This is a genomic window from Chryseobacterium aahli (assembly GCF_022699665.1).
Classification (GTDB): domain Bacteria; phylum Bacteroidota; class Bacteroidia; order Flavobacteriales; family Weeksellaceae; genus Chryseobacterium; species Chryseobacterium aahli.
In genome coordinates this window covers 807,472-828,797 of sequence record NZ_JALDNB010000002.1, presented here as the reverse complement: position 1 = coordinate 828,797, position 21,326 = coordinate 807,472, and the positions used below count along the sequence as shown (strand labels likewise).

25 protein-coding genes are annotated in these 21,326 nt (G+C 34.9%); 10 read left to right on the top strand and 15 right to left on the bottom strand.

The annotated features are described in order from the left end of the window. The first annotated feature begins 4 nt into the window (after positions 1-4). The 8 genes from MQX03_RS05965 to def all read left to right on the top strand — a co-directional run bounded on the left by MQX03_RS05965 (position 5) and on the right by def (position 7,436). On the top strand, positions 5-1,090 hold the full coding sequence (locus MQX03_RS05965; RefSeq protein ID WP_242802078.1) for an HmuY family protein: 1,086 nt from the start codon (positions 5-7) through the stop codon (positions 1,088-1,090). 21 nt (positions 1,091-1,111) lie between these two features. Then, complete coding sequence (locus MQX03_RS05960; RefSeq protein ID WP_242802077.1) at positions 1,112-1,990, top strand: heme/hemin ABC transporter substrate-binding protein; 879 nt, start codon at positions 1,112-1,114, stop codon at positions 1,988-1,990. After that, positions 1,974-3,014 carry a FecCD family ABC transporter permease gene (locus MQX03_RS05955; RefSeq protein ID WP_242802076.1) on the top strand — a complete coding sequence of 347 codons (1,041 nt, stop codon included), beginning with the start codon at positions 1,974-1,976 and terminating at the stop codon, positions 3,012-3,014. The genes MQX03_RS05960 and MQX03_RS05955 overlap by 17 nt, the downstream gene beginning before the upstream one ends. Next, entirely contained in the window at positions 3,014-3,787 is a 774-nt protein-coding gene (locus MQX03_RS05950; protein ID WP_242802075.1) for a heme ABC transporter ATP-binding protein, read from the top strand. The genes MQX03_RS05955 and MQX03_RS05950 overlap by 1 nt, the downstream gene beginning before the upstream one ends. Beyond that, entirely contained in the window at positions 3,788-4,438 is a 651-nt protein-coding gene (locus tag MQX03_RS05945; RefSeq protein WP_242802074.1) for a class I SAM-dependent methyltransferase, read from the top strand. 4 nt (positions 4,439-4,442) lie between these two features. Next, positions 4,443-5,471, top strand: a complete 1,029-nt coding sequence (locus MQX03_RS05940) for a hemin-degrading factor (protein ID WP_242802073.1) — start codon at positions 4,443-4,445, stop codon at positions 5,469-5,471. 198 nt (positions 5,472-5,669) lie between these two features. Continuing rightward, entirely contained in the window at positions 5,670-6,542 is an 873-nt protein-coding gene (locus tag MQX03_RS05935; RefSeq protein ID WP_242802072.1) for a ChaN family lipoprotein, read from the top strand. 264 nt (positions 6,543-6,806) lie between these two features. Then, a complete protein-coding gene (def, locus tag MQX03_RS05930; protein WP_242802071.1) occupies positions 6,807-7,436 on the top strand; it encodes a peptide deformylase in 630 nt (209 codons plus the stop codon). A gap of 20 nt (positions 7,437-7,456) precedes the next feature. Here def and MQX03_RS05925 read toward each other — a convergent pair whose 3' ends face one another. From MQX03_RS05925 to MQX03_RS05855, 15 genes are all read right to left on the bottom strand, one after another. Then, positions 7,457-8,860, bottom strand: a complete 1,404-nt coding sequence (locus MQX03_RS05925) for a beta-lactamase family protein (RefSeq protein ID WP_242802070.1) — start codon at positions 8,858-8,860, stop codon at positions 7,457-7,459. 163 nt (positions 8,861-9,023) lie between these two features. After that, positions 9,024-9,446: an organic hydroperoxide resistance protein gene (locus tag MQX03_RS05920; RefSeq protein ID WP_242802069.1), complete on the bottom strand. Its 423-nt coding sequence runs from the start codon at positions 9,444-9,446 to the stop codon at positions 9,024-9,026. Beyond that, entirely contained in the window at positions 9,447-9,881 is a 435-nt protein-coding gene (locus tag MQX03_RS05915; protein WP_242802068.1) for a MarR family winged helix-turn-helix transcriptional regulator, read from the bottom strand. Positions 9,882-10,083: 202 nt separating this feature from the next. Then, complete coding sequence (locus MQX03_RS05910) at positions 10,084-10,716, bottom strand: NAD(P)H-dependent oxidoreductase (protein WP_242802067.1); 633 nt, start codon at positions 10,714-10,716, stop codon at positions 10,084-10,086. Between the two features lie 215 nt (positions 10,717-10,931). Next, a complete protein-coding gene (gene lipB / locus MQX03_RS05905; protein WP_242802066.1) occupies positions 10,932-11,666 on the bottom strand; it encodes a lipoyl(octanoyl) transferase LipB in 735 nt (244 codons plus the stop codon). Positions 11,667-11,697: 31 nt separating this feature from the next. Next, positions 11,698-12,432 carry a tryptophan synthase subunit alpha gene (gene trpA, locus MQX03_RS05900; RefSeq protein WP_242802065.1) on the bottom strand — a complete coding sequence of 245 codons (735 nt, stop codon included), beginning with the start codon at positions 12,430-12,432 and terminating at the stop codon, positions 11,698-11,700. A gap of 68 nt (positions 12,433-12,500) precedes the next feature. Next, positions 12,501-13,694, bottom strand: coding sequence for a tryptophan synthase subunit beta (gene trpB / locus MQX03_RS05895; protein WP_242802064.1), 1,194 nt, complete (start codon positions 13,692-13,694; stop codon positions 12,501-12,503). Further along, entirely contained in the window at positions 13,687-14,160 is a 474-nt protein-coding gene (locus MQX03_RS05890; RefSeq protein WP_242802063.1) for an OsmC family protein, read from the bottom strand. The genes trpB and MQX03_RS05890 overlap by 8 nt, the downstream gene beginning before the upstream one ends. Continuing rightward, the gene (locus MQX03_RS05885) at positions 14,157-14,825 is read right to left on the bottom strand and encodes a phosphoribosylanthranilate isomerase (protein WP_242802062.1); all 669 of its coding nucleotides are present in this window, start codon (positions 14,823-14,825) and stop codon (positions 14,157-14,159) included. Before MQX03_RS05885 ends, MQX03_RS05890 begins: the two co-directional genes overlap by 4 nt. A 27-nt stretch (positions 14,826-14,852) precedes the next feature. Next, entirely contained in the window at positions 14,853-15,632 is a 780-nt protein-coding gene (gene trpC, locus MQX03_RS05880) for an indole-3-glycerol phosphate synthase TrpC (RefSeq protein ID WP_242802061.1), read from the bottom strand. 228 nt (positions 15,633-15,860) lie between these two features. Further along, the gene (trpD, locus tag MQX03_RS05875; RefSeq protein WP_242802060.1) at positions 15,861-16,850 is read right to left on the bottom strand and encodes an anthranilate phosphoribosyltransferase; all 990 of its coding nucleotides are present in this window, start codon (positions 16,848-16,850) and stop codon (positions 15,861-15,863) included. Further along, positions 16,847-17,530: an endonuclease/exonuclease/phosphatase family protein gene (locus MQX03_RS05870; RefSeq protein WP_242802059.1), complete on the bottom strand. Its 684-nt coding sequence runs from the start codon at positions 17,528-17,530 to the stop codon at positions 16,847-16,849. Before MQX03_RS05870 ends, trpD begins: the two co-directional genes overlap by 4 nt. A gap of 11 nt (positions 17,531-17,541) precedes the next feature. After that, positions 17,542-18,150 (bottom strand): anthranilate synthase component II, encoded by a 609-nt coding sequence (locus tag MQX03_RS05865; RefSeq protein WP_242802058.1) that lies wholly within the window; start codon positions 18,148-18,150, stop codon positions 17,542-17,544. A gap of 15 nt (positions 18,151-18,165) precedes the next feature. Continuing rightward, complete coding sequence (locus MQX03_RS05860) at positions 18,166-19,590, bottom strand: anthranilate synthase component I family protein (protein ID WP_242802057.1); 1,425 nt, start codon at positions 19,588-19,590, stop codon at positions 18,166-18,168. Positions 19,591-19,816: 226 nt separating this feature from the next. Further along, a complete protein-coding gene (locus tag MQX03_RS05855; RefSeq protein ID WP_242802056.1) occupies positions 19,817-20,464 on the bottom strand; it encodes a hypothetical protein in 648 nt (215 codons plus the stop codon). 279 nt (positions 20,465-20,743) lie between these two features. Between MQX03_RS05855 and MQX03_RS05850 the strand changes: the two genes are divergently transcribed. Both MQX03_RS05850 and MQX03_RS05845 read left to right on the top strand, forming a co-directional pair. Next, positions 20,744-20,962: a hypothetical protein gene (locus MQX03_RS05850; protein ID WP_242802055.1), complete on the top strand. Its 219-nt coding sequence runs from the start codon at positions 20,744-20,746 to the stop codon at positions 20,960-20,962. Then, the gene (locus tag MQX03_RS05845; RefSeq protein ID WP_242802054.1) at positions 20,962-21,324 is read left to right on the top strand and encodes a c-type cytochrome; all 363 of its coding nucleotides are present in this window, start codon (positions 20,962-20,964) and stop codon (positions 21,322-21,324) included. Before MQX03_RS05850 ends, MQX03_RS05845 begins: the two co-directional genes overlap by 1 nt. Positions 21,325-21,326 lie beyond the last annotated feature (2 nt).

Sequence of the window (21,326 nt, the reverse complement as noted above, 5' to 3'; positions counted from 1 at the left end):
TAAAATGAAAAAAATACTATTTTGCTTATTAGTAGGCGCTTCATTCATTTCTCAGTCGTGTATTAATGATAACGAAGATCCTGTAGTGGTGGCACCCTCAGACGGAGCTAGAGTAGACCCTAATGTTGGAGGTGCCACGCAACCTAACCAGGTTTGGTTTGATTTCGGAACAGATACTGAAATTCTTACCAAAAGAACAGATTGGGATCTTGCATTATATTCAGGAAACGAATTTAAAGTAGTGTTGAATTCATCAATTATGATGGCAGCAGGTAAAATTCCCAATGCTACCAATATTGATTTAGTGACAGAAGCAAGTGTTTCTGTATTGCAAACACAGGTGCAGGTTGCTAATTTTAATCCTTCAAATGTTGCTTTCATTGATGATGTGAAAGGTGATTTTCCTACAGGAAGCACAGCAATAGAAGAGATTAAAGCCAGCGAATCTGAAAACGCAGTCTATCTGGTGAATATGGGTAAAGAAATTTACACAGGAACCGTACCAACAGGTTCTGTAGCAACGGGTGGAGACGACAGAGGCTGGATGAAAGTACAAATAGTAAGAGCGGGAAATGGATATAAAGTAAAATATGCCAACCTGAATGATACTCAACATAAAGAATTAACAGTAACTAAAAACAGTTCATACAATTTTAATTTCGTAAGTCTAAAAAAGAATAGTGAAGTCACCATTCAACCCGAAAAAAAGAAATGGGACATCTGTTTCACCGTTTTCACAAATACAATTATAGGAGCAGGAAGTTATATTTACGCTGATTTTGTAACGACTAATAACGTTGGTGGAGCAGCAGTTTACGAAATTATTGTTCCTTCCACATCTTCGGGAGTTGAAGCTTTTACAAACTTTAAAACTTCAGATATTGACCAATCTAAATTTATTCGAAATGATCAGAGAATCATTGGAGCTAACTGGAGAAACCCTGTAGGAGCCAATGGACTTGAAGTGTATGGTGACCGTTTTTACATTGTAAAAGATGCTGAGGGCTTCTATTTTAAATTAAGATTTACAAGATTGACAAACACGGCAGGAGAGAGGGGAAGACCTCAATTCGAATACAAGCCTTTATAATAAATCAAATAATAAATAAAAATGAAAAAATTCATCCTTGCAGCATCTGTACTTATGGCAGTGTACTCTTGCAAAAAAGAGGCGCAAAAACCTACAGAAAATAAAACTGAAGTTTCTTCTGAAACTCCAAAATCAAATAATAAAATAGTTTCTATCAGCGGTGGTATTACAGAAATTGTAGCAGCTCTTGGTCACGAAAACGAAATTGTTGCAACAGACGTTACCAGTACCTATCCGGAATCTTTAAAAGCTACAGCTAAAAACTTAGGTCACGTAAGATCAATGACGATTGAGCCGATCATGGCCGTAAGTCCTACTTTAATTTTAGCTTCTGATAAAGACATCAATCCTGATCTGTTAGGGAAAATCAAAGCTTCAGGAATCAAAACTGAATTATTCAAGCAGGAATTTACCGTTGACGGAACTAAAAAATTAATCGCCGACGTTGCAAAAGCGATCGGAAATAAAGATTATCAGAAACTGACTGATAAAATTGATGCAGATCTAAAGCAGGTACAGCCTATCGCTAAAAAGCCAAAAGTATTGTTCATCTACGCAAGAGGAAATATGATGATGGTTTCAGGGAAAAATACACCAATGGCTGCATTAATTGGTCTTGCAGGTGGTGAAAACGCAATCAATGATTTTGAAGATTTCAAACCTTTAACTCCGGAAGCGGTGGTAAAAGCAAATCCTGATGTATTGTTCTTCTTCTCTACAGGTCTTGAAGGTTCTGGTGGTAACGAAGGTGCATTAAAAATGCCGGGTGTTTCTCAGACAAACGCTGGTAAAAACAAAAAGATTATTGCTATGGACGGAGGATTGGTTTCCGGTTTCGGTCCAAGATTAGGTGAGGCTGCAGTTGCATTAAATAAACTTTTAGTTGAAAGCACAAAATAAATTATATTTTTATATACTCATAAGTGTCCTTTTGCTGGTTATTCTGGCAATTGGGGCACTTTATATTGGGGTCTATGATTTTAATGGGGTTTCACCGTTTACTGTTTTAAGCCAATATATTTCAGGTGATCCAAATTTAGCATTAAGCGATAAATATGTCATTTGGGATGTTCGTGCAGCCCGGATTATCATGGCGATTCTCATCGGAAGTATGCTTGCTGTTTCGGGAACGAGTTTGCAGGGTTTGTTCAAAAATCCTTTGGCAACTGGTGAAGCAATAGGTTTAACTTCAGGAGCGACTTTACTTGCAGCAATTGCAATTGTTTTAGGAGGACATTTCAAAGAATATCTTCCTGAGATGGTTCAGTTTTCACTGACGGGTATCTCGGCTTTTATCGGAGCTTTACTAGCAATGATGCTGGTGTACAGAATCTCAACGAGCGCCGGAAAAACAAATGTTGTGATGATGTTGTTAAGCGGTGTAGCTATTACCTCTATCGGTTTTTCAATTACAGGTTTTCTGATTTATATATCTAAAGACGAGCAGTTGAGAGATCTTACCTTCTGGAATATGGGAAGTCTTGCCGCCGCAACCTGGACGAAAAACATCGTTCTTGCAGTGGTTATTGCAATTTCCTATGCAGTTTTACTTCCAAAAGGAAAAGCATTAAACGCCATGATGTTGGGCGAAAGAGATGCACAGCATTTAGGAATTAATGTAGAAAGATTAAAGAAACAGATTGTGATTATCACTTCATTAATGGTCGGAACCTGCGTTGCATTTTCCGGTACGATTGGTTTTGTAGGGCTTATTGTACCGTATATTTTGAGATTGTTATTTAAATCAAATTATACATTCATTTTGCCTCTGTCAGCAGTTTTGGGAAGCATTTTACTTTTAATTGCAGACACCATCAGCAGAAGCATTGTAGCACCGTCAGAATTACCGATTGGTATTTTAACATCATTAATTGGCGGACCAATTTTCATCGCTATTTTAATTAAATTTAAAAAATCACTCTAATGTTAAAAGCACGTCAGATTGATTACAAGCATAAAGAATTTTTCATTCTGAATGATGTAGATGTCACTTTAGATTACGGAGATTTCCTGGCAATTGTTGGTCCCAACGGAGCCGGAAAATCGAGTTTGCTGAGTGTTTTGGCGAACGAAGTGAAGCATGGTAAGCAGAAAATACTATTTAAAAACAAAGAAATTTCTGAGTGGGAAGTTCGGGAATTATCCATGCACAAAGCAAAGTTTTCTCAGCACAACTCCAACGAAATTCCTTTGCAGGTAAAAGATGTGGTGATGATGGGTCGATACCCATACTTCGATTCACAGCCGAGAAAAGAAGATTTCGAAGCAATGAATAAGCACATGTACGAAACCGATGTTTATCACTTGAAAGAAAGAGATTACAACACATTATCAGGTGGAGAAAAACAGCGTGTACACCTTTCAAGAGTAATGGCGCAGGTGGAAAATGAGATTGAAAAGAAATTGATTTTTCTGGATGAACCTCTGAATAATCTCGATGTCAAGCATCAGTACAAAGCTTTGGAGATCATCAAAACATTTACGCAAAAAGATAATGCTGCAATTGTCGTGTTGCATGATTTGAATTTGGCAGCACAGTTTGCAGATAAAATTTTATTGATGAAATCAGGAAAAGTGTCTGCTTACGGAACGCCGGAAGAAGTTTTTACAGCAGAGAATATTACGCAGGCATACAATTTCCCATGCACGATTTGTCCGCACCCTGTCAACGCAAACCCAATGATTATTTTTGGATAAATGGAAGAAAAAGATTTAAAAATATTAGCCCAGAATCTTGCCAATCCGCAAGGTAAAAAAGGCATAGAAATCGGCGAAATGATGAATGCCACCAACATCGGAATGACGCTGGAAAGTATTCATTCTTTATTGATTGAAGACAAGGAGCATATTCTTGAAATAGGTCATGGAAATGCAGGTCATGTGAAAAGCTTTTTAAAAATTGCTAAAGATTTAAAATACACAGGAATCGACATCTCCGAAACCATGCACAATGAAGCTAAAAATTTAAATTCTGAATTTAAAAATCAGGCTGAATTTGTGTTGTATGAAGGTGAAAAACTTCCGTTCCAAGATGAGGTTTTTGATAAGATATTTACAGTGAATACCGTTTATTTCTGGAAAAATCCTGTTGAATATTTAAATGAAATTTACAGAGTTTTGAAAGATAAAGGAACTTTCGTTCTCACTTTCGGGCAGAGAAATTTCATGGAAACATTACCTTTCACAGCATACGATTTTACGCTGTACAGCAATGATGAAATGCAAGAATTGATTTCCAAAAGTCATTTCAAAAGAATGAAAATCTCAGAAAAAGAAGAGCAGATTCAAAGTAAAACAGGCGAAGAAACCATCACAAGATTATATACAGTTTTAACCATAAAAAAATAAAATAATGAGCACATTAGTTAACGAACTGAAAGAAAAATGGGAAGCTCTAAAAGCAGAAAACCCACATTTGAGAATAAGAAATGCCGCAGAACAATTGGGTGTAAGCGAAGCAGAATTATTATTGACTAACGTAGGAGAAGGAGTTACCGTCCTAAAACCTGAATTTGCCAACATCTTAACTGAAGTTGAAAAATTAGGAAAAGTAATGGCCTTAACAAGAAACGACGAATGCGTACACGAGAGAAAAGGAACTTACTTAAACGGTGATTTCAGCAGTCCTCACGCACAGCTTTTTGTAGGCGAAGATATCGACTTGAGAATCTTCCAGAATCACTGGAAATTTGCTTTTGCAGTAGTGGAAGGTGACAGAAAAAGCCTTCAGTTCTTCGGGAAAGACGGTCTGGCACTTCATAAAATATATTTAACGAAAGACAGCAATGTTGAAGCTTTTGATGCGCTAGCTACTCAGTTTACAGCTGAAAACCAAACTGAAACTTTTGAATTCGAAGCAGTTGCTCCAAAAGCTCCTGAAAAAGAAGATTCAGAAATTGATGCTGAAGGGTTCAAAAAAGCATGGACAGAATTGAAAGACACTCACGATTTCTTCATGATGACCAGAAAATTCGGAGTTTCAAGAACTCAGGCTTTGAGATTGGCTCCTGAAGGATATGCTAAAAAAATAGACACTTCAAAAGTGGTTAATGTACTTGAAGATGCTTCTGAAAAGAACCTTCCGATCATGATTTTCGTTGGTAACAGAGGAATCATCCAGATTCATACTGGTGAAGTGAAGAAAACAATGTGGCATCAACAGTGGTTCAACGTGATGGATCCTGATTTCAACTTGCATTTAGACGTTACCAAAATCACTGAAGCTTGGATCGTGAAAAAACCAACGGAAGACGGTGAAGTAACAGCGATTGAAGTATTCAACAAAGAAGGTGATTTCATCGTTCAGTTCTTCGGGAAAAGAAAACCGGGAATCCCAGAATTGCAGGAGTGGAAAGATCTTGTAGCAGATTTAGAAAAGTAATAATTAGATAATTTGATTGAGGCCGTTTTGTGTTTTAAACTCAAAGCGGTCTTTTTTATTTTAACTTGAACACAAATCACACAAATATTTCTTCACCAATAACACAAATTTTAAAATTTAGATTTAATATTTATTTGTGATATTTATGAAAATCATTAGTGAAATTAGTGGTTAAAGAAATCAGTAAAAATTTATAAAATGAAAAATATTTTCATCGCCATATTACTAACTAGTTTTTGTTCAATTAATGCACAAAATCTGAAAGCTTTCCAGTTTTACACTCAAAAAGGAAAGGAAATTAAAACCGATAAGTTAGTCAATGAACTGGCTGAATATGACATCGTTTTCTTTGGTGAAAATCACAACAGTTCCATCAATCACTGGCTGCAGCTGAAAATCACGGAAGCTTTATTTGCAAAGAAAAGCGGAAAGTTAATTTTGGGAGCTGAAATGTTTGAAAGAGACAATCAATCTCAATTAGACAATTATCTCAGCGGAAAATTTGATGCAAAAACATTGAAAGATTCAGCCCGGTTGTGGAACAATTATGCGACAGATTATCAGCCTTTGGTAGATTTTGCTAAAGATAAAAAGCTAAAATTTATCGCTACAAACGTTCCGAGAAGATATGCTTCTCAGACTGCCAAAGAAGGTCTCGAATCTTTAAATAAATTGGGTCAAAAAGATAAGTCATACATTGCCCAACTTCCTATAAAAGTTACGTTAGATACGCCTGGTTATCCTGAAATGAAAAAAATGATGGGTGATCATGCCGAAGGAACCAAAGTGATGAACTTCATTTCTGCACAGGCCATCAAAGACGCAACAATGGCAGAATCTATCCTGAAAAATTTTGAAGCCGGAAAAACATTCATCCATTACAACGGAAATTTCCACAGCAAAGAATTCGGAGGAATTTACTGGTACATCAAACAGAAAAATCCCAACCTGAAAATGGCGGTCATCTCGGTCTTTGAATCTGAAAATTCTGACTTGAAAGTCCCTGAAAATGAGTATATCCCGACAGATTTTAATCTGATCATTCCTGCAGATATGACGAAGACCTATTAAAGTTATCTATCGCAGATTACTCATATTTTTTATCTAGTGAATTTGCTAAATCTGCATGAGATAAAAACTATACGCAATGTAGAAATCTGAAAAAAACATTCAATAGAAACGGCTTTAGCCTGTTTTTTACGCAAATTTTGTCATTCTGAACGAAATGAAATGTAGTAAAGAATCTCTAAAAATACAGCTTAGATCCTTCCTTCGTCAGAATGACAAACATTATGTTTAAAAAGCAATGGTTATATTTGTTTATATTTTGTAACAATGAAAAAAATCTCTTTACTTCTCATATTCTTCATCAGTTTTATCAACGCTCAAAAACTGACTTCAACCGAGATTTCCCTAATCAATCAAGGCGATATCAAAACCGCTTTGCCTATTTTTCAAACAACCGATTCTCATCAACACACCACTTTATTAGATCAATCAAAAGAAATCAACCCAACAGATCCAAATACAGCAACATTGGTCGCCAGAATGAAAGAATCCTTACTTTCGACTGACGGTGGAGTAGGAATCGCCGCACCACAAGTAGGAATCAATAGAAAAATAATCTGGGTGCAGCGTTTCGATAAAGCTGGAGAGCCATTAGAATACTTCATCAATCCTGTGATTACATGGAAATCTGAACTCCAAAACCTCGGTTCGGAAGGTGATTTGTCAATTCCCGAATTCCGCGGACAGTTTTACAGAAGCAAAGTCATTCAATTACAATATGTAGATTTAAAAGTTCAGAAATTTACAGAAATTGTAGAAGGTTTTACTGCTGTGATTTTCCAACACGAGATCGACCATCTTTTCGGAGTTTTAATTTCAGATAAAAAAGAAAAGGAACTGAATGATGAGTATATAAAAGTGGATGCTTATAAGAAAAGTGATTCTATAGCGAGGTAAAATACATTTATTCAATAAAATTAATTTTTATTCATTTCCCGTATCAATTCAAAACACAGCGGATCAATGTTTTCCATTTTAGGATTAAAAGCCGAAACATTGGATAAAATAATCACTGCTGTTTTGTTGTCAGTATTCACAGTCATTGAAGATGAATATCCGGCTGTTCCACCGTTATGCCAAAATAAATTTTGACCGTTTTCTGATTTTAAAATATGCCAGCCTAAACCAATTTTCATTTTTTCGCTGATGTCAAAAGTAGGCGTTCTTGTTAATGTAAGTTCTTTGTTTTTAGGATTAAACTGTGCTGCTGCAAATTTCGCTAAATCTTCTGTTGTTGATAAGATTCCGCCACCGCCAAACAGAACGTCAAAATCCCAATTTGGAATTGTTTCTCCATCTGCATTTAAACCTTTCACCAATTTTTCTCCCAAATTTTGAGAATTGGTAAAAGAATTCGTCATTTTATATTTGTCAAAAATTCTTTTCTTTAATAACTCCTGAAAACTTGTTTTTTGAGATAAACCTAAAGTATATCCTAATAAACCTGCTCCCAAATTTGAATAAGCGTAAGATTTTGAAGATTTATTCTCAAGCGTCAAAGTGTTTTTGAGGTAATCTTCAAGTTCTTTTTTGCCATAGTTTTTGTAAGGATTAGACTCATTGGATAAATCTAAATTCTCGGGTAAACGAGGCAGCCCGGAAGTATGATTGGCTAAGCTTTCAAAACTGATGTTGTCTTTGAATGTAAAAGGATAATAATTATTGACATGATCAGCCAAGTTGATTTTTTTATCTTCTACCAAAGAAGCTAAAACTGTGGATGTGAAAACTTTAGTAATCGAACCAATCTCAAACACTTTACTTTGATTTTCAATTGGTTTTATAGAGTCATTTTGTTTTATAATTCCGTAGTAATTTGTTTTTCCGTTTTTGATGACGGCAATAGATAATTGGGTATTGTTTGGGAAATCTTTCGATTTTGAATAAATAATCTGGGCAATTTCTTTTGGATATTTACTTAAAGTATTTACAGTATTTTTCGCTTCTGATGTAGCAGATTCTTCGAATGGTTTTACAAAAAGTCCATTGATTTGATTGTTCTCATTCAGTGAAATATTGACTGACAAAACTGCCTTTTCAAACTTGGTTTTATAGCTTGCATAAGTTTCCTTTTCGTATTTGATGAATTCTTTATTTTCAATATTACCAACTTGTGATTTTAAACTGGTTAAAAATTCTTTTGTACTCTCAAGGGGTAATGCCTGTTTCATTTCGATTGAGAAACTGTTGAAAATTTCATCATATTTGCCGGCATTATATTTCGTCTGAAATTGATCAATGGTAGTTTTGTAATTTTCAGTCTGAGCAAAGATTTGATTGGTCATAAGGATGGCGAAAAGTAAGGCGAATATTTTTTTCATAAGATTTTTGTTATAAAAACCGATTGTTTTTAAAGTTCGGCTATTGCTAAGGCTTTATATTTCCATAAAAATAAATAATTTCCGCCATAAAACTCTAAACCTACTGAAATAAAAAAATCCGCTTCCAAAAGAAGCAGATTCGTATAATTTAAAGAGGAAAATCTTAGTTATTCGTCACCGAAAGTTTCACCTCAATATTATTTCTAGTCGCATTAGAATACGGACAAATTTGATGAGCTTTTTCTGTCAATTCATGAGCTTCTTCCAAAGAAACTCCAGGAATATTTACATCTAATTCCGCAGCTAAACCAAAACCACCGTCTTCATTTTGTCCGATGCTTACTTTTGCAGCTACCGAAGTTTCTCCGGTTTGAATTTTAGATTTACTGATGATCAAGTTCAATGCGCTGTCAAAACAAGCGGCATATCCTGCTGCAAAGAGCATTTCAGGGTTTGTGAAATCGTCATTGGCTCCGCCTAATCCTTTTGGCATTCTTACTTCAAGATCCAAAACACCGTTATCGCTTTTTACCTGTCCGTTTCTTCCACCTTTTGCTGTAACGTTGGTTGTATATAATGTTTTCATTTATTTTTGAATTTTATTTAAAATTTTCTGAACGGTTTCTTTCAGTTCTACTAAATCTTCTGTTGTCAGATTGAGTTTTTTCTGCATTTTTGCAGGAATTTCACAGGCTTTTTGTTGTAAATTTCTTCCTGCATCATCCAAAAAAACTTCTACGACTCTCTCGTCTTCTTTTTTTCTTTTTCTGATGATAAAACCTTTAGCTTCCAGTCTTTTAAGAAGTGGGGTTAAGGTTCCGCTATCGAGATAGAGTTTTTCTCCAATCTGATTGACGGTCAATCCATCCTTTTCCCAAAGTACCATCATCACAAGATACTGCGAGTAGGTAATATCTAGCTCATCAAGAAACGGACGGTACAAACCGGTGATTTCTTTTGCGATGACATACAGCGGGAAACAAAGTTGGTTTCCTAATTGGGGTGGGTTGTGATTGTTCATAATTCAGTGGTTTTGTGAAAATACTATTTTACTGAGACTTTGCAGCCCGGCTTGAGCGGAACTCCTTTTTTGCTGAACCAGATTTTCTTTTTAAGACTGTCTCTGAAGCAAAAAAGAGTGGGAGCGGAAGACGGAAATAGCTGCCATCAAAAAATAAAAGCTAGCTATTCGACAAAGTCAAATAGCTGCCCAAATAAAAATACTATTTTCTGATGATAAATTCCTCCATCGGAATTCTTACTTTCTTCATGTTTGAAAGCCAGTCGTTTTCAGTATCTCTGTAACCAAGATATAAAAGGGTTACACTTTTTAAACCTAATTCTTTAAGCTCAAGAATTTCGTCAACAATTTGATTGTTGAAACCTTCAGCTGGCGTAGAATCGATTTTCAATTCTGCCGCCTGAGCCATTGCTAAACCTAATGCAATATACGTTTGTCTTGCGGTATGCGCAAAATGTTGTTCAGGAGTTTGAGCGTTGTAGATATCTTTGATCATATCGGTATAACTGCTGAAACGTCCTTGTGGCAAGTCTCTCACATCGGTATGATGATCGTATACTTTATCGATTTTCTCATTTGAATAGCTGTCCCAAGCTGCAAAAACCAAAACATGAGAAGAGTCTCTCATCACTTCTGGGTTTAGTGCGCCTTTTACCATTCTCTCTTTTAATTCTTGATTTTCTATCACAATCACACGGAATGGTTGTAACCCTGATGAAGTAGGAGCCAATCTTGCAGCTTCTAAAATTGTATTTAAATCTTCTTGTGATACTTTTTTTGTTGAGTCATACGCTTTTACGGCATGTCTCCAGTTTAGGTCTTCTATTAACGACATTGTTTATTATTTTTAAATTAAAAATTTGATTCTGTAAATTGTCTGAATCAAAATAACAATGCAAAGATATGGAACAATTAAATTGTGTGCAATTTAATTTTGTAAAATGAGTTTTAGATGAAATCTATAATGTTGGTATTTCTAATTTTAATCAAAAGAAAATCCATTGAAAACAAACAATGGATTAATTTATTCTAATAAGGAATTTATGCAGTTTAGTTTTTATTATTAACCAATTCCGCTCCAAAAACATCTGCAAAATGCTTTCTGATCTTCACTTTAATATCTTCAACTTCATCTGTCGTCAATTCTCTTTCCAATTCTCTTTTCAAAGAAGTCACCTGTTTATCTTTAATTCCACAAGGGACAATGTATTCAAAATAACGCATATCTGTGTTGACATTAAACGCAAAACCATGCAGGGTCACCCAACGTGAAGCTTTCACACCCATTGCGCAGATTTTTCTGGCGTAAGGTTTTCCTACATCGAGCCAAACTCCGGTTTCTCCCGGTGAACGTTCACCCTTTAAGCCAAATTCAGCCATCGTTCTGATGATCACTTCTTCAAGATTTCTCATGTATAAATGAATATCAGTAAAGAAATTTTCAAGATCTAAAATCGGGTAGCCAACAATCTGTCCAAAACCGTGATAAGTAATGTCTCCGCCACGATTTACCTTAACAAAAGTGGCTTCAATTTCCTTTAATTTATCAATTCCTGCCAACATATTTTCTTCATGACCGCTTTTCCCCAAAGTATAAACATGAGGATGCTCTACCAAAAGAAAATGATTTGAAGTGGTGTGACGTTCTTCGGCTGGTAAGTCGCGGTTTTTGACTTTGGTATCAATGATTTCTTTCATCAGCTTTTCCTGATAATCCCAGGAAGACTGATAATCTTTTACGCCTAAATCTTCAAATGCTACGACTTTATTTTGATATGTGTTCATGCCTTTTATTAACAGACAAATTTAGTGATTTTTAATTTTTTATTGAATGAATAAAATCTATGGCATTTATCTTCCAATCTTTATCGTTCAGCAGAATGTTGACGAAGGCAGTTCCTATGATTCCGCCGTCTGCTTTTTCGGTAACGTTTTCAAAATCTTCCTTAGATTTAATTCCAAAACCGATCATTAAAGGATTTTTTAGTGGAAGAGAAGCAATTCTTGAAAGATAGTCTTCGTTTTTCAAAACTGCATTCTCGCTTCCCGTTGTGGAAGATGAACTTACCGCATACAAAAAACCTGAACTTAAAGAATCCAAATACAAAATCCTTTCATCTGAGGTTTCAGGAGTGATCAAAAACGTAAAATTCAAATTATATTTTTCTAAAATTTTCTGATAATTTTTTTCGAATTCGATGGGCGGGAGATCAGGAATAATCAATCCCGAAACACCGCTTTCAGAACATTCTCTGCAGAAATTTTCAAATCCGAAACTTAAAACAGGATTGATATATCCCATCAAAATAATTGGAATTTTAATTTCGTTTTTAATTGATTTTAATTGAAAAAAGAGTTTTTCAATGGTCATTCCGTTATTCAAAGCCAATTCATGTGCTTTTTGAATAACCGGTCCATCGGCAACAGGATCGGAATAGGGCATCCCAATTTCCATCATATCCGCTCCGGAATCTTGGATGAGTTTTATAATATCGCCAGTATCTTCCAATTGTGGAATTCCTGCTGTGAAATATATGTTTAGTTTTTTCATTTTTTAGATGTTAGAGATTAGAAGTTAGAGGTTAGATTTTGATTCCATTAAATACTAATTTCTAGTATCTAACTTCTAATTTCTTTTAGGTAGGTTTCCATATCCTTGTCGCCACGGCCACTTAAGCAAATGACCACAATATCATTTTCGTTAAACTTTTTCTTATTTAAAACTGCCAAAGCATGAGCACTTTCCAAAGCAGGAATAATTCCTTCTAATTTGGTTAAATCAAAAGCAGACTGTAACGCTTCATCATCATTAATACTGAAAAATTCTGCACGGTTTTCTTTAAATAAATTTGCGTGAAACGGCCCGATTCCCGGATAATCCAAACCTGCTGAAATCGAGTGAGGCTCGATAACCTGTCCGTCATTGGTCTGCATGACTAAACTTTTACTTCCGTGCAAAACACCTAAAGTTCCTAAAAAAGTAGTCGCAGCAGATTTTCCTGATTCAACGCCAAAACCTCCTGCTTCTGCAGCAATGATTTTTACGTTCTCTTCCTCTACAAAATGATAGAAAGTTCCTGCAGCATTGCTTCCGCCACCCACACAGGCAATCACGTAATCCGGATTTTCTCTTCCGATTTGTTCGTGAAGCTGTTCTTTAATTTCTTTAGAAATCACCGATTGAAATCTCGCTACCAAATCAGGAAACGGATGTGGTCCAACCACACTTCCAATGACATAATGTGTTGTGGTTGAGTTATTAATCCAATCTCTTAGCGCTTCGTTAACAGCATCTTTCAACGTTTTCGAACCGGAAGTTGCAGGAATTACGGTTGCTCCCAACATTTTCATTCTTCCAACATTCGGAGCCTGTCTCGCAATGTCGATTTCGCCCATATAAACAATACATTCTAGTCCAAGTAAGGCACAAGCTGTTGCTGTTGCAACACCATGTTGTCCGGCTCCGGTTTCAGCAATAATTCTATGTTTACCCAAACGTTTTGCCAATAGAACCTGTCCCAAAGCGTTATTGATTTTGTGCGCACCGGTGTGGTTAAGATCTTCTCTTTTTAAATAAACTTTAGTTTTATATTTTTCACTTAAATTCTTCGCAAAATAGAGTGGAGTAGCACGTCCGACATAGTTTTTTAATAAATCCTGATATTCATTTTGAAATTCTTCGGATTCTATAATTTCAAGATAATTTTTCTGTAGTTCTTCCACATTTGGATATAGCATTTCGGGGATGAATGCGCCGCCGAATTCTCCGTAATATCCGTTTTCGTCTGGGTTTTTATAATTTGTTTTAATCATTTTTGTAGTTAATTTCTGGTTGATGTTTTATTTCAAAATTCAAAGAGTTGGCAATGAAGCAATATTCATTTGCTTTTTGATGCAGCTCGATTGCTTTTTCAATCATATTTTTTTCAGCAACTAAAATTTTAGGTTTAAGGATAATTTCAGTGAATTTGCCACTTCCATTTTCACTTTCTATCATTGTTCCTTCTGCAAAATCTATATATTCTAAGACCAAAATGTTATTGACCGAGCAAAAATGCAGATACCATAACAAATGACAGGATGAAACAGAAGCTAATAATAAGTCTTCAGGATTGTGAAGCTCGGGATTTCCTAAAAATGCAGGATCTGAAGAACCGTAAATCTCCGCTTTTCCATCAACTGAAATGGTGTAATTTCTTTCGTATGAGCGATAGTTTTTGGTTGATTCACCGGTATTTCCCGTCCATTCTATTTTTGATTTGTAGTTGTGGTTTTTCATTGATTAAGTTTTAGTTTTTTTATTTTTTCTAAATCTTTAATTCCGGGCTCAATTTCAAATTTTGAATTGATATCCAAAGCAAATGGTTTTTGACTTAAATTGTTAATATCTTTGGCATTTTCCAAAGATATTCCGCCGCTTAGAAAATACGGAAGTGATATTTTAATTTCGTTTAGAACATTCCAATCAAAGGTTTTTCCTGTTCCGCCAAAAGCTTTTGAATCGGTGTCGAAAAGAAGGTAGTTGATGGTTGACAGTTGTCTGTTGATGGTTTTTTGCAATTCTGTGGAAGATTGATTTCCGATTCTAATTACTTTAATAATCTTTATATTTTTGTTTAATCTCTGTCTTAATCTTAGAAAATGTTCTTCATTTTCATCGCCGTGAAGTTGAATGAAATTTAAATCTGCTTCTTCTGAAATGTTAACAATTTTTTCAACACTTTCATTCACGAAAACACCCACTTTCCCCTGATGATTTATTTTAGCAATTTCATCTAAACTCAAATGGTTCAAAACAAATCTTGGTGATTTTTCGTAAAAAATAAAACCTAAAAAATCAATTTTTAATGCCACTAATTCACGAATCTGGATTAGCTGGGTTAATCCGCAGACTTTTACTTTCGGCTGATGATTTTCGCTTGGTTGTTTATTGTTTTCAGTCATTGCTAGATTGATAAACTGTTACATTATTTAGATTGTTACATTGGAAACAAATTCAGAGAATTTATTTCCGGGATTTTGATTTTTCATAAAATATTCGCCCATTAAAAATCCGTCAAAACCTTTTTCTTTCAGGAATTTGAAATCTTCTTCGCTGTAAATACCGCTTTCTGCGATGGAAAAAGTATTTTCCGGAAGTTGATTTTTCAGATGAACGGAATGCTGTAAATCAACTTTAAAATCTTTTAAATTTCTGTTGTTGATGCCCACAAAATCAATGTTTTTATTGATGTGCTGAAGTTCATCTTCGGTGTGAATCTCCAATAAAACTTCCAAATTTAAACTGTGCGCCAATTTAGTAAACTCTGAAACCTGATTGGCCGATAGACTCGCTGCGATTAGCAAAATTACGTCTGCACCCATCGATTTTGCTTCATAAAACTGATACTCATCAATCATAAAATCCTTTCGCAGAATTGGAATGTTGATATGATTTCGCACATTCAAAATATCTTCAAAACTTCCACCAAAAAAATCTTTATCAGTCAAAATAGAAACGGCACTTGCTCCGAAGTTTTCATAAGCTGAAACAACTTCAAGAGGAGAAACTTTATCATTAATAATTCCTTTTGATGGAGATTGTCTTTTAAATTCTGCGATAATTCCCGATTTTGATTGTAATGTTTCTTTTAACGATAAATTTTTCCTGTTGAAAAATTCTGAATCTTTCAACTGTTGCAAAGAAATTCTGGATTTTGAATCTGAAATTTCCTCTTTTTTTCTTGCGATGATTTTATCTAAGATGTTCATTTTTTACTTTTTAACCACTAAGGACACAAGGTTTTTCACAAGGTAAACAAGGTTCTGTGAACATTGTGGTTTTGATTTATTAACTAAATTTTCTGATTATAATAACATTGCGACCCGGCTTGAGCGGAACTCCTTTTGCGAAGCAAAAGAGTGGGAGCGGAAGACGGAATTTGTCGCCATAAAAGAAAATTTGATTGACTTTCTATGAAATTAAATGGTAGCCCAAAACTAATGCGTAATCAAATTGTTTAAACTCATTAGTGCTTTTCCACTTTCTAAACTTTCCTGTGCGAGCAAACGACAATCCTGATATGAACTCCATTTTTTTGTATGATAAAGTGCAATGGCTGCATTCGCTATAACTACTGCGTTCTGATCTGCCGAACCATTTCCCTCCAAAATGTTTTTGAATAGTTCCGCAGATTCCTGAATGGTTGAACCTCCCGAAATATTCTGAGGATCAACAGGATTAAAACCTAAATCTTTTGAGGAATAAATTTCTTCGCCGGTCTTCGTGATGATTTTGCTGTCTCCGATGAGGCTGATTTCGTCGTAGCCGTCCAAACCATGCACCAGAATAAAATCCCGACTGTCTTTTTGCAGCAAATACTGATAAATTCTTGCAATCTCAAGATTGTAAACGCCAATTACTGAAAACTGAGGTTTCGCAGGATTGACCAAAGGACCAAGCAGGTTGAAAAACGTACGTAAACCTAAAGATTTCCTCAAAGCACCTACAGACTGCAATGCCGGATGAAAATAAGGAGCGTGCAGAAAACAGATGTTGGCTTTTTCCAAATCCTGATTTAATTCTTCAGAAGTTTTTTTGAACTGATAACCCAAAGCTTCCAACACATTTGATGAACCTGTAATGGTTGAAGCTCCGTAATTTCCATGCTTGGTCACCTTCTGTCCGGCTCCGGCAACGACAAAACTTGCTAAAGTGGAAATGTTGATGGTGTTTTTTCCGTCACCGCCAGTTCCTACGATGTCGATGGTGTTGTCGGCTTCGATGCTGACTTCAACAGCCATGGTGAGCAAAGCCTGTCTGAAGCCTTCCAATTCTTCTAATGTGATATTCCGCATCAGAAAAATACTGACGAAAGCTGTCACTTCGGTGGCATTAAATTTATTTTGAGCAATTTCAATCATAATCGCTTTTGCTTCCGATTTTGATAAGGTGTGATGATTGAAAAGGTATTCTAGTATTTCTTTCATGATTGTTGATTTTGTTTTGAAATTTCGCAGATAATCAGGTTGTGATCCGATATTTTTCTATCGATTCCAATCATTTTTGTAGTGTAAATTTTATCTTTTAAAAAATCTTTATTAAAGATGGTGTGAATAGCGCTGTCCTTATTATTTTCTGTAATTATTTCTAAATTCTGAGCACTGAAAAATTCTTTAGTTCCTTCAATTATTTTTATACTTGGATATTTCCATCCTGAAAACGAAATATTAAAATCTCCTGAAAAACAAATATTTCCTTTTAAATTTTTAATGTCTTTTTTCTGTTGTTCCAAATCATTTTCAAAATGAAGACCTTTTCCGCCGAAGATTCCGATAATGCTTCCATAAATCACTAATTCACCAAAATTTGTTTCTGCTAAACCGCAAACGGTTGTGAAAGAATCGTAAGTTGAAATTTGCTTTTTGAAAGGAAATTTAGAATAGATACTGACTCTGTTTTCGCCCTCAGAATAATTTTGATGATCATGAAATGAATGCAGGAAATCTGTATGAAGCTCAAAATATTCTTGTCCAAAATCAATACATCGATTACTTTCTGTCACAATAATAATGTCAGCATTTTCATTTTTTATCAAATTTTGAATTTGATTTATTTTCGCCAACTGATTTTTCTTCGGCCGTTCAAGATTCCAGCTTAAAATTTTCATTGTTTTTGAACTTAATTAAGAAGGAAATTTCTGATAATTTGTTCTCCATCGGGAGTTAAAATGCTCTCTGGGTGAAACTGAACGCCGTGAACATCATAATTTCTGTGTTGCAAAGCCATGATCATTCCATCGTTATCCGTTGCGGTAATTTCCAGTTCTGCAGGGAAATTCTCGGGATTGACTGCCCAGCTGTGGTATCTTCCAACTTCGATTTCTTTGGGTAAATCTTTGAATAATTTTACATTTTCTCTAATGGTTTTTGAAGACGTTGCTACTCCGTGAAAAATTTCTGTCAGATTGATTAAATTTCCGCCAAAAGCTTCTGCGATCGCCTGCTGGCCAAGACAAACTCCTAAAATGCTTTTTGTTGGCGCATATTTTTTAATTAAATCCAACAAGACTCCAGCTTCTTCAGGAATTCCTGGTCCTGGAGAAAGGATGATTTTTTCATATTTTTCGATTTCTTCCAATGAAATTTCATCGTTTCGGTAAACGTCAACTGTTTGATTCGTGATTTTTTCAATCATCTGAACGAGATTGTAGGTGAAGCTGTCGTAGTTATCGAAGACCAATATTTTGGTTGTTGATTGTTGGTTGTTGGTTGATGGTATATCTGTCATTTTATTTTATAATAATTAATTAACAACTAATTTTTCCGCCTTCTCTACCGCTCTTTTCAAAGCGTTCAGTTTATTGTTTACTTCTTCCAGTTCGTTTTGAGGAACTGATTTTGCGACCAATCCAGCTCCTGCCTGATAAAACAATGTGTTGTTTTTGCTCAGAAAAGTTCGGATCATAATTGCCTGATTGCAATCGCCATTCAAACCAACCATTCCGATGCAGCCACCGTAATATCCACGGGAGTCTTTTTCGTATTCGTTGATGAGCTGAAGGGCTTTGTATTTTGGAGCTCCACTTAAAGTTCCCTGTGGAAAGGTGTTAGAAACAATGTCAAACGGATTGGTGTTTTCTTCAAGTTCTGCAGTCACTTCACTGACCATGTGAATGACGTGAGAGAAAAGCTGAATTTCTTTCAGTTTGGTCACAGTTACGTTTTTTCCCATTTTGCCTAAGTCGTTTCTTGCCAAATCAACCAACATTGTGTGTTCGGCATTTTCTTTCGGATCTTTTTTTAAAGCTTTGGCAGACTGCAAATCGGTTTCAAAATCACCACTTCTCTTGAAAGTTCCTGCAATGGGATGAATGATGGCTTTGTTGTTTTTAATAATTAATTGACTTTCAGGACTTGAACCAAATAATTTGTAATTCCCATAGTCGAAGAAGAACAAATATGGAGATGGATTGATGTTTCTCAAAGCACGGTACACATTAAACTCATCGCCTTTAAATTTCTGCTCAAATCTTCTACTCAAAACCAATTGAAAAACATCGCCTCTCATGCAATGTTTCTGAGCTTTTTCTACTAATTCCAGATATTCTTCATCAGTAAGATTTGAGGTTTCATCACCATCTTTTTCAAAAGGATAAACGAGGGCATTTTTGTTTTTAATTAAATCCTGCAGCAATCGCATTTCAGACTTTACACCGTCAATTTGATTTTCGATAAAATGCATTTCATCATTAAAATGATTAATAGCAATCACGTATTGATAGAGTCTGTAACGCAAAATTGGGATTTCAACTTCTTCGCTTTGAGGTTTAAATTGAATGTTTTCAAAAAGCGGAACGGCTTCAAAACTCGTGTATCCAAAAAGACTTTGTGCTGTTTCTTCAATGGAATCATTGTTTTTTTCACAGACAAAAACTTTAGAAAAATCATTGAGTAAATCGGTAACTTTTATATTTTCTAAAGGCTTTTTCTCCGGATTTTCATTCGGGAATTTTACTTCAAACTCGTGGAGGTTTTTAATTTCAATTCCTGCAATAGCGTTTACCGCAATAAAAGAAAAATTGTTATCGATATTCTTTGTGTCTGAACTTTCAAGAAGAATGGTGTCACGGAATTTATCTCTGATCTGAAGATAAATATTCATCGGGGTTTGCAGATCTCCAAGTGATTTTCTTGAGGTGGTTTTTATATTAATTTTGTTATTAAACATTTTGATAATTTTAAATTTTTTGACAAAAAAAAGACTTCAACGCAATCGTCAAAGTCTCTGTATGTTTTTCTATAATATTCTTGCTGTAAATTAACAACACGACAATAGCATCAGACCCGACGAAGAGTTTGAGTGCCACCACCAATTTTTGTTAACTGAATTAATCACGGGACAAATGTAAAACTTTTTTTAATATCAGAAATAAAAAATTCAAAAAAATGAAAATTTATTTTTCCAGAACTTGTAATTCTTGTTTCAGTTCAGTGATTTTTGATTTAAATTGTTCATCATCATACACTTTTACATAATCTTCTAATGCAAGAATATAATCTTTTATAAATTTTATATTGGTTCTGTCGGCTTCATATTTTATTCTTGCAGAATTAACCGGGCGTTGTAATTCGTACATTCTCAAATTTTTACCTTCCTCAGATTGTTGAAAAAGAATAACAATGTTTTTCTCATATCCAGGAATGAATTTCACAGGAAATTCTTTATCAGGAACCGGAATTCTGATTGCATTCTCGAGAGGATAAATCGCCGCAGACATCGTTGAAAAAAAAGTTTCAACATATTTGCCATCCTGTTTTTTTACAATGGCTTCGTAATCATGAATGTATTGGTCGTTCAAAGTTGAATTGGTTTCAACATCTGAAGTGATCATTGCCGTGCTTTCGACGCCATGTTTATTAAGAAACCAAGCGTTAAGATACTGCCCAGCAAAGCCATTACCAATGGATAAAGGCAGGATAAATATGAGCACCCATGCTTTCCGAGTGACGATAGATAAAAGTCCGAAGAATAAAATAAATATCAATACGGAATAAAAACCATGATGACTAAAGAAAAACAGGATTTTTGATATAATGACCATTTTATTAGTTTTAAAATCACCCTTAAATATAATCATTATTAATTAAAATGATAATACAAAATATGATTTAAAAAAGGCAAGAACTCTCTTATTATAAAACTTTATTTTTATATTTTTGTGATCGAATTAGAAAATAAAGAAATCGTACTTGCGATTCTCTTAAATATAGAAAATAAATAGAAATTCACCTATGAAATCGCCACGATTGGTTTACATTAACCAAGATATATAAAAGTTTGGCGATAACATATGGCAATTAAAAATAAATATTATATACATATGAAAAAAGTATTAGCAATCGCATTTATCGGAAGTGTATTCGCAGTAAGCTGTTCAAAAAAAGCAGATAAATCATTACAAGACAGCAATATTATGTTGGAAGAACCTGCAGCAACTACAGTGCCAGCTGATTCTACTAAAAAAGATTCTACACCGGCTCCTGCGGTTGCAATTCCTGCGCCATCACCCTCTACAGATTCTACTGCATCAGCTAAATAATGAAAAAACTGTTTATAACAGGGATTTTAAGTTTATTTATTATTTCCTGTTCTAAAAAAGAAAATTCAGAAATACAACCATCATCAGATACTTCTATGCCTGTTGTGACTAATGTTTCAGGGCAGAGTTTAATAGAAGCTTCAGATTGTATGGCATGTCATAATGCTGATGAACGTTTGATAGGACCTTCGTACAAAGAGATTGCGGCAAAATATTCTGAAAAGGATATTGAGATTCTTGCCTCAAAAATTATCGAAGGCGGAAGTGGAGTTTGGGGAAGCGTTCCGATGCAGCCTCATCCGCAGATTTCAAAAGAAGATGCCAAAAAAATGGTGGAATATATTCTGTCACAGAAAAAATAATC

Coding starts and splice junctions, on each gene's coding strand:
- MQX03_RS05965 (WP_242802078.1), top strand. CDS start 5: ATGAAAAAAATACTATTTTGCTTATTAGTAGGCGCTTCATTCATTTCT.
- MQX03_RS05960 (WP_242802077.1), top strand. CDS start 1,112: ATGAAAAAATTCATCCTTGCAGCATCTGTACTTATGGCAGTGTACTCT.
- MQX03_RS05950 (WP_242802075.1), top strand. CDS start 3,014: ATGTTAAAAGCACGTCAGATTGATTACAAGCATAAAGAATTTTTCATT.
- MQX03_RS05945 (WP_242802074.1), top strand. CDS start 3,788: ATGGAAGAAAAAGATTTAAAAATATTAGCCCAGAATCTTGCCAATCCG.
- MQX03_RS05940 (WP_242802073.1), top strand. CDS start 4,443: ATGAGCACATTAGTTAACGAACTGAAAGAAAAATGGGAAGCTCTAAAA.
- MQX03_RS05935 (WP_242802072.1), top strand. CDS start 5,670: ATGAAAAATATTTTCATCGCCATATTACTAACTAGTTTTTGTTCAATT.
- def (WP_242802071.1), top strand. CDS start 6,807: ATGAAAAAAATCTCTTTACTTCTCATATTCTTCATCAGTTTTATCAAC.
- MQX03_RS05925 (WP_242802070.1), bottom strand. CDS start 8,860: ATGAAAAAAATATTCGCCTTACTTTTCGCCATCCTTATGACCAATCAA.
- MQX03_RS05920 (WP_242802069.1), bottom strand. CDS start 9,446: ATGAAAACATTATATACAACCAACGTTACAGCAAAAGGTGGAAGAAAC.
- MQX03_RS05915 (WP_242802068.1), bottom strand. CDS start 9,881: ATGAACAATCACAACCCACCCCAATTAGGAAACCAACTTTGTTTCCCG.
- MQX03_RS05910 (WP_242802067.1), bottom strand. CDS start 10,716: ATGTCGTTAATAGAAGACCTAAACTGGAGACATGCCGTAAAAGCGTAT.
- lipB (WP_242802066.1), bottom strand. CDS start 11,666: ATGAACACATATCAAAATAAAGTCGTAGCATTTGAAGATTTAGGCGTA.
- trpA (WP_242802065.1), bottom strand. CDS start 12,432: ATGAAAAAACTAAACATATATTTCACAGCAGGAATTCCACAATTGGAA.
- trpB (WP_242802064.1), bottom strand. CDS start 13,694: ATGATTAAAACAAATTATAAAAACCCAGACGAAAACGGATATTACGGA.
- MQX03_RS05890 (WP_242802063.1), bottom strand. CDS start 14,160: ATGAAAAACCACAACTACAAATCAAAAATAGAATGGACGGGAAATACC.
- MQX03_RS05885 (WP_242802062.1), bottom strand. CDS start 14,825: ATGACTGAAAACAATAAACAACCAAGCGAAAATCATCAGCCGAAAGTA.
- trpC (WP_242802061.1), bottom strand. CDS start 15,632: ATGAACATCTTAGATAAAATCATCGCAAGAAAAAAAGAGGAAATTTCA.
- trpD (WP_242802060.1), bottom strand. CDS start 16,850: ATGAAAGAAATACTAGAATACCTTTTCAATCATCACACCTTATCAAAA.
- MQX03_RS05870 (WP_242802059.1), bottom strand. CDS start 17,530: ATGAAAATTTTAAGCTGGAATCTTGAACGGCCGAAGAAAAATCAGTTG.
- MQX03_RS05865 (WP_242802058.1), bottom strand. CDS start 18,150: ATGACAGATATACCATCAACCAACAACCAACAATCAACAACCAAAATA.
- MQX03_RS05860 (WP_242802057.1), bottom strand. CDS start 19,590: ATGTTTAATAACAAAATTAATATAAAAACCACCTCAAGAAAATCACTT.
- MQX03_RS05855 (WP_242802056.1), bottom strand. CDS start 20,464: ATGGTCATTATATCAAAAATCCTGTTTTTCTTTAGTCATCATGGTTTT.
- MQX03_RS05850 (WP_242802055.1), top strand. CDS start 20,744: ATGAAAAAAGTATTAGCAATCGCATTTATCGGAAGTGTATTCGCAGTA.
- MQX03_RS05845 (WP_242802054.1), top strand. CDS start 20,962: ATGAAAAAACTGTTTATAACAGGGATTTTAAGTTTATTTATTATTTCC.